12 protein-coding genes are annotated in these 13,083 nt (G+C 61.4%); 5 read left to right on the top strand and 7 right to left on the bottom strand.

Going from position 1 to position 13,083, the window contains the following annotated elements:
• Window positions 1-64: 64 nt before the first annotated feature.
• The 5 genes from NKH50_RS03590 to NKH50_RS03570 all read right to left on the bottom strand — a co-directional run bounded on the left by NKH50_RS03590 (window position 65) and on the right by NKH50_RS03570 (window position 2,930).
• On the bottom strand, window positions 65-685 hold the full coding sequence (locus NKH50_RS03590) for a class I SAM-dependent methyltransferase (protein ID WP_352705942.1): 621 nt from the start codon (window positions 683-685) through the stop codon (window positions 65-67).
• A 250-nt stretch (window positions 686-935) separates the two neighbouring features.
• The gene (locus NKH50_RS03585; protein WP_352736517.1) at window positions 936-1,373 is read right to left on the bottom strand and encodes a DUF6894 family protein; all 438 of its coding nucleotides are present in this window, start codon (window positions 1,371-1,373) and stop codon (window positions 936-938) included.
• A 23-nt stretch (window positions 1,374-1,396) separates the two neighbouring features.
• The gene (locus NKH50_RS03580; protein ID WP_352736519.1) at window positions 1,397-1,621 is read right to left on the bottom strand and encodes a hypothetical protein; all 225 of its coding nucleotides are present in this window, start codon (window positions 1,619-1,621) and stop codon (window positions 1,397-1,399) included.
• 247 nt (window positions 1,622-1,868) lie between these two features.
• Entirely contained in the window at window positions 1,869-2,030 is a 162-nt protein-coding gene (locus tag NKH50_RS03575; protein ID WP_352736521.1) for a hypothetical protein, read from the bottom strand.
• A gap of 597 nt (window positions 2,031-2,627) precedes the next feature.
• Window positions 2,628-2,930, bottom strand: coding sequence for a DUF982 domain-containing protein (locus NKH50_RS03570; RefSeq protein ID WP_254817285.1), 303 nt, complete (start codon window positions 2,928-2,930; stop codon window positions 2,628-2,630).
• Window positions 2,931-3,184: 254 nt separating this feature from the next.
• On the opposite strand from NKH50_RS03570, the gene NKH50_RS03565 reads away from it, so the two are divergent.
• The 5 genes from NKH50_RS03565 (at window position 3,185) to NKH50_RS03545 (ending at window position 10,837) form a co-directional block, all read left to right on the top strand.
• A complete protein-coding gene (locus NKH50_RS03565) occupies window positions 3,185-4,246 on the top strand; it encodes a glycosyltransferase family 4 protein (protein ID WP_352876709.1) in 1,062 nt (353 codons plus the stop codon).
• A 48-nt stretch (window positions 4,247-4,294) separates the two neighbouring features.
• On the top strand, window positions 4,295-6,457 hold the full coding sequence (locus NKH50_RS03560; RefSeq protein ID WP_352876707.1) for an amylo-alpha-1,6-glucosidase: 2,163 nt from the start codon (window positions 4,295-4,297) through the stop codon (window positions 6,455-6,457).
• Window positions 6,458-6,632: 175 nt separating this feature from the next.
• Window positions 6,633-8,414, top strand: a complete 1,782-nt coding sequence (locus NKH50_RS03555; protein WP_254817288.1) for an alpha,alpha-trehalose-phosphate synthase (UDP-forming) — start codon at window positions 6,633-6,635, stop codon at window positions 8,412-8,414.
• Window positions 8,411-9,253, top strand: coding sequence for a trehalose-phosphatase (otsB, locus tag NKH50_RS03550; protein WP_352736526.1), 843 nt, complete (start codon window positions 8,411-8,413; stop codon window positions 9,251-9,253). Before NKH50_RS03555 ends, otsB begins: the two co-directional genes overlap by 4 nt.
• A 126-nt stretch (window positions 9,254-9,379) precedes the next feature.
• Window positions 9,380-10,837: an NCS1 family nucleobase:cation symporter-1 gene (locus NKH50_RS03545; RefSeq protein WP_352876705.1), complete on the top strand. Its 1,458-nt coding sequence runs from the start codon at window positions 9,380-9,382 to the stop codon at window positions 10,835-10,837.
• A 29-nt stretch (window positions 10,838-10,866) separates the two neighbouring features.
• Here the strand turns inward: NKH50_RS03545 and NKH50_RS03540 are convergent, their stop codons facing one another.
• Both NKH50_RS03540 and pyrG read right to left on the bottom strand, forming a co-directional pair.
• Window positions 10,867-11,406, bottom strand: coding sequence for a DUF1697 domain-containing protein (locus NKH50_RS03540; RefSeq protein WP_352736528.1), 540 nt, complete (start codon window positions 11,404-11,406; stop codon window positions 10,867-10,869).
• 11 nt (window positions 11,407-11,417) lie between these two features.
• Window positions 11,418-13,046: a CTP synthase gene (pyrG, locus tag NKH50_RS03535; protein ID WP_254817292.1), complete on the bottom strand. Its 1,629-nt coding sequence runs from the start codon at window positions 13,044-13,046 to the stop codon at window positions 11,418-11,420.
• Between the last annotated feature and the right edge of the window lie 37 nt (window positions 13,047-13,083).

Genomic DNA, 13,083 nt, shown 5'->3' with positions numbered 1-13,083 from the left:
ACGAGCATAGCGGACCCAGCCACGCGGCTCTTGCGCCATTCGCCGTCGGCCGCGCTATGCCCGGTCAGTGTTTCGCGAGGACCATGAGATGGCTTCCAAGAGGCGAAGTGTGATTGCTTTTGATTGAAAAGCCCACATCCGAAAGCACCGCGATCATCTCTCTATCCTTGCCAGGAGGAACGCGGGCAACGATCGTTTGAGCACGCCTGGCGATATCGCACAGCACGCGTCGCGCCTTGTCCGCGCCGAGGCTCCACTGCATGTGATGGTAGACCGCCAGCAGCATGACGATGTCATACTGCGGTTGGAGAACATTTTGCAGCTTCCGGCTGCCAAGATCGAGACAATCGAACCGGCTTTGAACCGGACAACCCAGGAAGATCATCCTGGCCGTCTCGATATGCGGCTTGAGAATGTCGATCCCATGGATCGAACTCGGTCCTAGCTTGGATATCTCATAGGCGACAACACCCATGTTGCAGCCAACATCGAGAATGGACTTCCCGGCGTAGTCGACCTCTGCTGAGAATAGGCCGTCCAGTCGGTCGTCCCACGTTCCCTTGAATCTCTTTTGCTTATTTGACCACCACAAATCATTGTTCTCCAAAAGCGGCGCCGGACTGGTTTCCTTGACGGAGGACGACTGTGCGCTGGGCCTTGCCCCGGACCAGTTGCTGGCGCGCAAACGACACTGTCCAGAACGTCCTGTAAACGTAACCGCGGAAGAAAGGAACTCCTGATCACAGCATCCTGCGAAGACGTTTCGGGAAGCTGACGAACACCAGCCCGACAGATCGACACATCGGTTGGAAACCGCAATGTCGCTTGGCGCCCCCTACCCGGGCCTGCCCTCGAGTTCCTGAAACGTACGCCCTTTCGGCAAGGCAAGCCATGTTTGTTCTTGCTTTGTGCCGGCAGCTATGCTACTAATTTGCCTACGGTGCTGATTTGCACCAACGACCGTCTTGCCGCGAGATGCGGTTTTTCAGCCAGGCTCGATCAAAGCTCGCCCGCATTCCCGGGCTTTTTGGCCAACAAGGTCGAGCGCCGGCCTTTTCGGCAGCTTCCGAGAAGGGAAATCGGAAAAGCAGCTTCCGGTTCTCGTCGCAGATTTCGAAGGAAAGGCCTGTCAGAACTGGGCCGCCGCTGAGCAGACCCTCGGCCAGGATTTCCTTGGCCGAAGCCATGGCGTTGTCCTGGGCGGCAGATAGGCCATTCAGCTCCCCCTCGAAATTTTCCGTCAAACGGCCGTCATTGTTTCGGAAATGAAAAAAATATCTCGCATGCCGCTCCGGCTGGTTGGTTATGTCGTCGCGAGCGGTCTCAGAAACAGCGTTGGATTCGTACAGGACAGCACTGTACGATTTTGACATCGGGATTCATGGCATTCAGGCCTTCATGCGTCAGGTCGATCGAACAGCACCCCCAGCCCATGTTCGAACGCACATGCCGCAATCATGTCGTCCAGGGCTTTTCCGGAGACCGGGCAATTCGGCATGACAGCCGTGATCGCCATCTCAGCCGCTGCGGTGGAAACCTCATCGTGGCGCCTCTTCCTGGTCTCGATATATTGCTCGATCAGAATTTTCAGGCGCCGCGCTGCAATCTCGTCGACGACCATCGTTCTCCCTCGATTCGGCACAATGTCCGTCTTCCGGGTGAAGGGTCCGCTGCCATTGGGTAGCAGCGGACCACTCGGCTGGGTGACCCAATAGCCCGAGGCGGGGGTCTCGGGCCGTCACACAATAGCTTCGAGAGGCCACTCGTTCCAGAACGCTGCCGTTGGTAATATTCGTACACTGAACATTGCCGCAGGCAGTCCGCGACTGTGCGATTTTTCGGCTAAGCTGCCGTCGCCGGATACCGGATCAGCTCCGGCTTTGATAGCTGTAGATGCCTGCGCCGATAGCGACCGCTCCTACGGTGATCAGAATCGATGGCACCCCCATCAACGTCGCGACGATCCCCCAGACGATGGCGACGGCGATTGCGCAGGCAGTTCCCAGGACCAGTCTAAGCCGTTTCGACATTATCGATTCCCCCAAAAGTGCATCTCTGGCCTTTTCCGGTCGAAATACAGCAATGCGGCACCATTGTCTGCGCTTCGTCCAACTTTCTATGCCGCCCCTGAGCCCGACCGCTGAGGCGTAAGCGATCCGTTTGCCGCCCTGTTGCAAACACCCACTCGACAGCGAGGAAGCTTTGGGCGCGAGCCCGAGAAGCGAGGCGTCAGAAAGCGAGGTGTCTATGCAAAATTTCGGAATTTACTCCGGTTCTCGATCATGGCGGTGGCGGCCACGACAACCGCAACCAGCGGAACAGGCGGTACCAGCGGCGGTGGCCACTCTACTTGACCCATGCCGGCGACCTGGCGGCCGCCAACGGCAATCAATCCTCATAACAACGGGAGTAGTAGCTTGACGCTCCAACCGAAATCGGCGACCGCGCCCCTCACCGGCCTCGCAGGATTGCTTGGTCTTGCGCTGGCTGTCGCGATGCTCGTCGACAGAAGCTGGCCTGTGCATTTGCAGGCCATGAACGCGTCTGTTCGCAAAAGCGCATCGGTCGCCGATCGAGCGCTCCGGCTGAATGCCACCCGTGCTCTGACGATCAGCGGCAGTTGGCGCCTATCGCCTCAACGCGTGATCGCGATGCCGATCCTCGCCGCTCATCGGCAACGGCCGATCGCCCTCGAGCAGGCGGGTGATCCGGGCAAAGCCGGTAAAAGCCTTTCGCGCTTCCTCGGCCGACATCCGGCCGGCCATGGCCGCAGCGCAGCAATTCACGGCGCACTGGTAAACGGGCCCGCGCCGCCCGGCCGGCCATTTTCGCAAGAATGCCATTGCTTCGGCAACGCTGTCGATCTCCTCCACGGGCTGTCCCTGTCCGCGCAAAATCCGCACGGGTGAAAAGAATTGCAAGCGGTCCATCATTTCCTCCCCGTCGACCGGATGCGTGCGATCGAACCCCACTAAACTCGCGAACCGGGCTTTGGTTCCCGGCAAAGAGGGCTTGGCTTGGAAAATGTTGGCGGACCAGACGAGCAGCGGTGGAAACGCCCCGCAGCCCCTATCGGATGACATCTTGCCCCAATTGGATGACATCTTGCTATGGTACGGGAACGTTAGCGCGGCTGATGCATTTCGATGCCACGAGCAGTCTTTTTTGAGGGAAATGCCAAAACATGAGAATAGCCCATGTGGCGCCGCTCCATGAATCCGTGCCACCCCGGTTCTATGGAGGGACGGAGCGCATCGTCTCCTATCTGACCGAAGGATTGGTCGAGCTTGGCCATGACGTGACCCTGTTCGCCAGCGGCGATACAAAGACATCGGCAAAATTGGTGGCGTGTCGCGAGCGCGCGCTCCGTCTCGATCCGCGCCCGCACAAATCCGAAACCGCGGCGCATCTCGCGATGCTCGCCGAGGTGAGGAACCGGGCGCAACAGTTCGACATCATCCATTTCCATCTCAGCCACTTCCTGCATTTTCCTTTCTTCGAACACATGCCTGACCGGACGGTGACGACACCGCATGGCAGGCTCGACTATGTCGACCTGGCCCCGGCCTACGAACGTTTTCCGCGCTTTCCGATGATCTCGATTTCGCGCAGCCAGAGAACCGGGCTACCCATGGCCAATTGGCTGGCGACCATCCATCACGGGCTGCCGATCAATATCTACGAGCCGACTTTCGAGACGGATGCGGACGAGCCGTATCTGGCCTTTCTGGGCCGGCTGTCGCGCGACAAGCGGCCGGACCGTGCCATTGAGATCGCCTTGCGCTCCGGGCTGAAACTGAAGGTTGCGGCAAAGATCGGCGACGACGACCGCGCTTTTTTCCACAGCACGGTCGAGCCGCTGATCGACGGCGACCGTGTCGACTACATCGGCGAGATCGAAGAGGACAGAAAAGCGGAATTCCTCGGCAAGGCGGCCGGCCTGCTGTTTCCGATCGATTGGCCGGAGCCGTTCGGTCTTGCCGCGATAGAGGCTATGGCCTGCGGCACGCCGGTGATCGCCTGGAAATGCGGTGCCCTGCCGGAGATCATCGACCACGGCGTGACCGGTTTCCTTGTCGATTCAGTCGAAGCTGCTGTCGCCTCGATACCGGAATTGCTGCGCCTCGACAGGCGACAGGTGAGAGCCGTATTCGAAAACCGTTTTTCTGCCACGAGGATGGCCCACGACTATGTGACTGCCTATGCGCACCTGATCGGCACTCCCGGTGAAGCGAGAGCGTCCTGATCGGCGTCATTGTGGACATTGGAAACGAAACGACAGAGCTTGTGACGTATGAATCAACTCGACGAGCGTAAGCTTGATCCCGCCGTAGCCCTTGCCTCGCTCGACGAGGTTGCGCCCCGGGAGCCGCACCGACTGTTCGCCCTCAAGCAAGGCGACTGCTTCGCGGTGGCCGACGCTTATGGCGACATCCGCGGCGCCGGCGACGGCTTTTTCCGAGACGACACGCGTGTGCTTTCGGAATTCCGGCTGACGATCGGTGGCCGGCAAATGTCGCTGCTGGGCGCATCGCTCAGCCAGGACAATGTGCTTTTCACCTCTAACCTGACCAATCTGCCGATCCAGAGTGTCGGTGGCCGCGACATTCCGCAGGGGGCGATCCACATAGAACGCGTCAGGCTGCTTTGGCAGGACCGGCTGTTCGAGCGCATCACCCTTTCGAACTACAGCCAGGAATCGTCGGCCATTCGGGTTTCCTTGCATTTCGCAGCAGATTTCCGCGACATGTTCGAGGTGCGCGGTTCGACCCGGCTCAAGCGCGGAATAGCCCACGCCGCCGAGACCAGTCCGATATCCGTGGTGCTTCGATATGACGGGCTGGACCAGCTCGTACGCCTGTCGGCGATCTCGTTCTCGCAGGCGCCGGACAATTTGACCGCCAGCCGTGCGGATTTCCTGGTTGCGGTGACGAAGCGCAGTAGCGAGGTCCTCTATATCGAGGTCGGCCCGGAGGTGGCGGAGACACCCGACCGTGACCGTTTTCGGGCTGCCGCCGCCCGCGCTCGCTTCGGCATGCGCGCCAAACGCCGCCACGGCGCGACGGTGCACAGCTCCGGCCGCGTCTTCAACGACTGGATCGAACGCGCGCGCGCAGACGTGGCGTTGCTGACCACCGAGCTTGCAACCGGACCTTACCCCTATGCCGGCATACCCTGGTTCTCGACGGCGTTTGGCCGTGACGGGGTGATTTCCGCACTGCAGATGCTGTGGTTGAATCCTGGGCTGGCGCGCGGCGTACTTGCCTTTCTCGCCCAGCATCAGGCAACCGAAACGTCGCCGTTCAGCGATTCGCAGCCGGGCAAGATCATGCACGAGACCCGCAAGGGCGAGATGGCGGCGCTGCGGGAGCTCCCGTTCGGCCGCTACTACGGCGGTGTCGATACCACGCCGCTCTACATTCATCTCGCTTGCGCCTATGCGGATCGTACCGGCGACATGGCGTTCGTCGACAGCCTGTGGCCATCGCTTTGTGCAGCGGCCGAATGGACGGAAGACACAAGCCGCGCGACCGGCTTCGTTACCTACCAGCGCGGCGCCGAGACCGGCCTCGCCAACCAGGGCTGGAAGGACAGTTTCGATTCCGTCTTCCATGCCGATGGCCGCATGCCCAAGGGGCCGATCGCCCTGGTCGAGGTGCAAGGTTACGTCTTTGCCGCGTTCCGTGGGCTGGCAGCGCTCGCCCGCCGCCGCGGCGAGGACGACAAGGCCGATCATTGGGAGGAACGCGCCGAAACCATGCGCGTCGCGGTGGAACGCCATTTCTGGATGGACGATCTCAATTTCTATGCACTGGCGATCGATGGTGCAGGCGAGCTCTGCAAGGTACGGACGTCGAATGCCGGCCATCTTCTCTATGTCGGGCTGCCCGAGCCGGAACGGGCGCAGATGGTCGCCGATCAGCTGCTCTCCGCGTCGTTCCACTCTGGTTGGGGAGTGAGGACGCTGGCCGACGATGCGATATTCTTCAATCCGATGTCCTACCACAATGGCTCGATCTGGCCGCACGACACCGCCATGTGCGGTGCCGGCCTGGCACGTTACGGCGTGCGCGACAGCGTGGTCCGGCTGATGAGCGGCACGTTCGAATCGGCTGTCCATTTCAACATGCGGCTGCCGGAACTGTTCTGCGGCTTTACCCGGTCGCCGGGCGAAGCGCCGATCGCCTATCCCGTCGCGTGCCTGCCGCAGGCCTGGTCGGCGGGATCGGCCTTCATGCTGATGCAGGCCTGCCTTGGCCTCGAAATCGACGGCTGGAAGAGCGAAATCCGGGTCACCCGCCCAAGGCTGCCGATCGGCATCGACACGCTGACATTGCGGCATCTGGGTGTCGGCTCGACGGTGGTCGACCTCACATTCCAGCGTGTCGGCGACCGGGTCGTCGCCTTTCTCGCCGATCGGTATGAGGGGATGGTGCCGCTCATCGTGCGCACTTGATGCCGCCGCGCTGCGACGCATCGAAATGATGCCCGGCATTGCAATCGTCCGGAACCGATAGCCTCTTTGTGCGTTGCAAAATGGGCAGCGGGGAATGCTGTCGTCGTCACACGGCAGCGAACCAGAAAAACAAATAGAAACGGCTATCGGCCGGCCGGAGGCGAGATCACATTCGATGTCAGATTATACTGTAAACCTGCTCTGGGTTTTGCTGATTGCAAGTTTTGGCTTTTCCGCTTTTGCCATTCTCCTATCGATATCCCGCCAGCGCCGCGGCCGCGCAACGGCGGCCGCATACACGCCGAGCGAGGATGTCGCGTCGGAAGCGGCACGCAAGGTGCTGCGCGAGTTCGAAAAGAACGGCCAATCGGCCGATGCGGCACTCGTCACGTGGTCGCCCGACACCTTGCGCAAGATCCTGGCCGATGACCTGCCGGACGCACAGGTCATCGTCGTGTCCAACCGCGAACCCTACATCCACAACATCAAGGATGACGGCGTGCAACTTTTAGTGCCGGCCAGCGGGCTGGTTTCGGCACTCGAGCCCATCACCCGCGCCTGTGCCGGCACCTGGATCGCCTATGGCGGCGGCACGGCAGACCGCCTCACAGTCGACAAGGACGACCGGGTGCAGGTGCCGCCAGGCAATCCGTCCTACACGCTGCGCAGGGTCTGGCTGACGGAGGAGGAATATCAAGGCTATTATCTGGGTTTCGCCAATGAGGGGCTATGGCCGCTTTGCCATATCGCCTTCACCCGCCCCGTGTTTCGCGCCTCGGACTGGGACGCCTACGAGGCCGTCAACCGCAAATTCGCCGATACGGTGGTTGCCGAAGCCCGCAACGAACGGCCGATCGTGCTAGTGCAGGACTACCATTTTGCGCTGCTGCCGCGCATGATTCGCCAGCGCCTGCCGGACGCGATAGTCATCACCTTCTGGCATATCCCCTGGCCCAATTCGGAAGTGTTCAGCATCTGTCCGTGGCGTGAGCGGATCCTGGAGGGACTGCTCGGCAGTTCGATCATCGGCTTTCATACCCAATTCCATGCCAACAACTTCACCGAAAGTGTCGACCGCTTTCTGGAGAGCCGGATCGAACGGGCAGACGCGGCAATCTCCTATGGTGGGCAGACCACATTGGTCCACGCCTATCCCATTTCCATAGAATGGCCGGCCCAATTGCTGGCAAAACTGCCGTCTGTCGAGGAGTGCCGCGCCCGTGTCCGCGACAGATTCGGCCTGTCAGCGGATACCAAACTGTGCATCGGAGTCGAGCGCCTCGACTACACGAAAGGCATTCTCGATCGCTTCCATGCCTTGGACGAATTGTTCACGAAATATCCCGAATGGATAGGCAAGGTGGTTTTCCTGCAGATCGCGGCGCCGAGCCGGGGGACATTGCCCGCCTACCAGCAACTCCACGACGAATGCCGCCGCTATGCCGACGAGCTCAACCGACGCTATGGCAGCGAGACATACAGTCCTATCCTGATGGTCGCCGAACATCATCGGCAGGAGCAGGTCTACGAGGTCTATCGCGCCGCCGACATCTGCATGGTCACCAGCCTGCATGACGGCATGAACCTTGTCGCCAAGGAATTCGTCGCAGCGCGCGACGACGAACAGGGCGTGCTTTTGCTCAGCACCTTCGCCGGTGCGTCGCGCGAACTGCTGGAAGCACTGATCGTTAACCCCTACGATGCGGCCATGATGAGCGAGGCGCTGTTGCAGGCGCTGACGATGACGCCGGAAGAGCAGCGCGAACGTTTGCGGCCGATGCGTGAGATGGTCCGCGACAACAATGTCTACCGCTGGGCCGGCAGCATGCTGCTGGACGCCGCACGCCTGCGCAAACGCGGCGATCTCGACAGGGTGACCGGAACCGGCGAGCGCCCGCCATCGAACACCAACAACGTCATCTCGATGTTCGAGCGGGCACGGAAGGCAGCATCGTGAAAAGCTTTGAACAACCGCCAGCGTTGAGCCTGTCGGAAGGGCAATGGGCGCTCTTCCTCGACATCGACGGAACCTTGCTGGAACACGCTGCCCATCCCGACGCGGTGTTTGTTGGCGAGGAATTGCGCAATCTGCTTGGACGCATCGAGCGGCGGCTGGATGGTGCGGTCGCCTTCATCACCGGCCGATCGATTCCCGCCGTGGACAAGCTGTTCCATCCGCTGAAGCTGCGGATCGCCGGACTGTATGGGCTGGAGCACCGGCTGACGCCGACCGGTCCGATCGATGCCGCCGACGCGCCGGCCGACATCGCCGCCCTTGCCGACGAGATCGAGGCCGAACTGGGCAGCGGCAAGGTCTATGTCGAGCGCAAGGGGCCGGTCCTTGCCGTTCATACAAGAGCAGCACCGCAACTGCTTGCGCCCGCAATCCAGCTCGTCGAACAGGCATTGGCCCGGCTTCCGAAGGGTTATCGGGTGCTTCCGGGAAACGCCGGCGTAGAGCTCATGCCCCTGGAAGCCGTCAAAGGTGCAGCCATCCGGCGTTTTGTGGACATTCCGCCCTTTGTCGGCCGGCGGCCGATATTCCTCGGAGACGATACATCGGACGAACACGGTTTCGAGGCGATCAATGAAATTGGCGGCATCTCCATCCGCGTGAAGCCGAACGGGCCGACGGCCGCAAACTATGCCCTCGACGACGTGACCGGCGCAATAGCCTGGCTCAAGGCCAGTTTCGAGACGTCGGCGGTCTCCGGTGCTCTACCGGCCGACAAGCAGGCAGAGACCGAATCAAGGGCGAAGATCAACATCGCAGCCACGGCATCGTCCGGCCGATAAGCGCGGTTCTCATTGAATGTCTTTAAGGCCAAGCCGGCAAATCGTCTGCTTGCCGGTTCCCCTGCGTCAGGCTTAACCTGCTGCCATGCGTGGAGGCGCGTGCCATAACAAGGGGAGGACATAGCAATGACCATACAAGGTGCATCACCGGACCTGTACAATGACGATCTCGCCCCGGCAAAGGTTCGAAACTGGGGACCGTTCTCGATCTTCAACGTCTGGACGTCGGATGTCCACAGCCTGTGGGGCTACTATCTGGCGGCCAGTCTGTTCCTGTTTTGCGGCGGCTTCGTCAACTTCATCATCGCCATCGGTATCGGTTCGCTGATCATCTATGCATTGATGAACATGGTCGGCTATGCCGGCGTGAAGACCGGGGTGCCCTACCCTGTCCTGGCGCGTGCCTCCTTCGGCATCTGGGGCGCCAACGTACCGGCGCTGGTGCGCGCCGTAGTCGCCTGCTTTTGGTACGGCGCGCAGACGGCGGCTGCCTCAGGCGCGATCGTAGCTCTGCTGATCCGCTCGCAATGGTTCGCCGACTTCAACCAGAGCACACATTTCCTCGGCCACTCCGGGCTCGAGGTGATCTGCTTCGCCGTCATCTGGGCGCTGCAGCTCCTGATCATCCAGAAGGGCATGGAAACGGTGCGCCGCTTCCAGGATTGGGCCGGACCGGCGGTGTGGGTGATGATGTTGATCCTGGCCGTCTATCTTTGCATCAAGGCAGGCACCTTCGCCTTCACCAGCGACATCCCGATGGATGTGCTGCTGGAAAAGACGAAGGACGCGGGCGTGCCGGGCACGCCGGGCTCCTGGACCTCGCTGTTTGCGGTGGCGGCTATCTGGGTGACCTATTTCTCTGCGCTCTATCTCAACTTCTGCGATTTCGCCCGCTATGCGCCGAACAAGGCATCGCTGCGCAAGGGAAACATCTGGGGCCTGCCGGTCAATCTCATCCTGTTCTCGCTTGTCGCCGGCGTCACCACGATCGCCGCCTTCGACGTTTATGGCGAAGTGCTGCTGCATCCCGACCAGATCTCGGCGAAGTTCGACAGCTGGTTCCTGGCGGCGCTCGCAGCGCTGACTTTTGCGGTGGCGACGCTCGGCATCAATGTGGTGGCGAACTTCGTGTCGCCGGCCTTCGACTTCTCCAACGTCTTTCCACGCCAGATCGACTTCAAGAAGGGCGGTTACATCGCGGCGTTGATAGCACTTGTGCTTTATCCTTTCGCGCCCTGGGAAGGCAGTGCTGCCTCCTTCGTCAACATCATTGGCGCGACGATGGGGCCGATCTTCGGCGTGATGATGGTCGACTATTACCTGATCCGGAAGGGCGAGGTCGACGTCGAGGCGCTCTACAGGGAGAATGGCGAATTCCGCTTCCAGGGCGGCTGGCATGTCAATGCCTTCATCGCCGCCGGCATCGGCGCGGTCTTCTCCTCGATCCTGCCCAACTTCACCAGTCTGCTGCCGTCATGGTGGGGCGTCTATGGCTGGTTCTTCGGCGTGGCAATTGCCGGCGTCATCTATTACGTGCTGCGCACGATGGCACTCGGTGCCGGAGCCAGGATAGCCAAGGCTTGAGCGATTCGGGGCGGCGCAAGCCGCCCCGTTCATTCTGCGACCATCTCGGCCAGGCGGCGTACGGTGTTCCAGTTGCGCGAGGTGCCGATGCCCAGGCGTTTCTGACTGACCGCTGCAAGCAGCCGCGAACTCGGCGTCTCGCGCGAAAAGACGATCCAGATGTCGCCGCCGACAATCCGCAGCTTCTCGCCCTCGCCGGCATAGGCCTCAAGCGCCGCGGCGGCCTCGTCGCGAACGGGCGCCCGCATCACGCGCACCGCCACCTGGTCCGCGGCCTCAGCCGATTCGGCTGGGAACGGATTGCCGGCCGCCAGCCTCAGCCAGCCGTCGGCGCGGCGCACGACGATGTCGACGTGGCGGCCGAAAGTCTTTGCAAACGCCGCCTCCAGCCGCTGCTCCAACGCCGCAAGTTCTGTTTCTTGCGCCTCGAAAACAAGATTGCCGGTCGCCACCAGCGTGCGCGGGTTATTCAGGCCCAGGTCTTCGGCCATCGCCTTCAGATCGGACATGGCGACCCGCCGCCCCTCGCCCAGAACAACGCTGTAGAGCAGCGCGACGTAAGTTTGCATGGGCGGCTAGTCTAGACCAGACGCGACTGCTCTACCGCCGCCTCGATGAAGCTGGCAAACAGCGGGTGTGGATCGAGCGGCCGGCTTTTCAGCTCGGGATGGTACTGCACGCCGATGAACCAGGGGTGGTCTGGATATTCGACCGTTTCCGGCAGCACGCCGTCCGGCGACATGCCGGCAAACACCAGGCCGCAATTCTCGAGCCGCTCCTTGTAGTCGACATTGACCTCGTAGCGGTGACGATGGCGTTCGGAAATCTGGGTATCGCCATAGATCTCAGCGATCTTCGATCCCTTGGCGAGGTCGGCCTGGTAGGCACCGAGCCGCATGGTCCCGCCAAGGTCGCCGGTTTCCCTGCGCTTTTCCAGCATGTTGCCCTTCAGCCATTCGGTCATCAAGCCGACGACCGGCTCCTCGGTCGGGCCGAACTCGGTCGATGATGCGTGCTCGACGCCGGCCAGCGAACGCGCCGCCTCGATGCAGGCCATCTGCATGCCGAAGCAGATGCCGAAATACGGCACCTTGCGCTCGCGCGCGAACTTCGCCGCCAGGATCTTACCCTCCGAGCCGCGCTCGCCAAAACCGCCGGGGACGAGAATGCCATGGACCTTCTCCAGCCACGGCGCCGGGTCTTCCTTCTCGAATATCTCGCTTTCGATCCAGTCGAGCTTGACCTTCACCCGGTTGGCGAGGCCGCCATGCGACAGCGCCTCGATCAGCGATTTGTAGGCGTCCTTGAGGCCTGTATATTTGCCGACGACGGCAATGGTCACTTCGCCTTCCGGATTGTGGATGCGGTTGGACACCGCTTGCCAGCGTTCCATGCGCGGCTTCGGCGCCGGATCGATGCCGAAGGCGGCCAGCACTTCCGAGTCGAGCCCTTCATTGTGATAGGCCATCGGCACGTCGTAGATGTGCGGGACGTCGAGCGCCTGGATGACGGCGCTTTCGCGGACATTGCAGAACAGCGACAGCTTTCTGCGCTCTTCCTTGGGGATCGGCCGGTCGGCGCGGACCAGCAGTATGTCGGGTGCAATGCCGATGCCGCGCAACTCCTTGACCGAATGCTGCGTCGGCTTGGTCTTCAGTTCGCCTGCCGTCGGAATGTAAGGCATTAAGGTCAGGTGGACGTAGACGGCGTTGTTGCGCGGCAGGTCGTTGCCGAGCTGGCGGATCGCCTCCAGGAACGGCATCGCTTCGATGTCGCCGACGGTGCCGCCGATCTCGCACAGCACGAAATCGTAATCGTCATTGCCGTTGAGGACGAAGTTCTTGATCTCGTCGGTGACGTGCGGAATGACCTGCACGGTGGCGCCGAGATAGTCGCCGCGCCGCTCGCGCTCGATGATGTTCTTATAGATGCGGCCGGTGGTGATGTTGTCTTGCTGGTTGGCCGAGCGGCCGGTGAAGCGCTCATAATGGCCAAGATCGAGATCGGTCTCGGCCCCGTCATCGGTCACAAAGACTTCGCCGTGCTGATAGGGCGACATCGTGCCGGGATCGACATTGAGATAAGGATCGAGCTTTTTGATGCGTGCGCGATAGCCCCGCGCCTGCAAGAGAGCCCCAAGGGCCGCCGCAGCAATGCCTTTTCCAAGTGAGGAAACCACGCCGCCTGTGATGAATACATATCGCGCCATGGGAGTCATCGCTTAACGCGGCCGAATTGATTCCGCC

This window comes from Mesorhizobium sp. M1027 (assembly GCF_040318745.1).
Lineage (GTDB): Bacteria > Pseudomonadota > Alphaproteobacteria > Rhizobiales > Rhizobiaceae > Mesorhizobium.
This window is presented reverse-complemented; position numbering and strand designations above follow the sequence as displayed.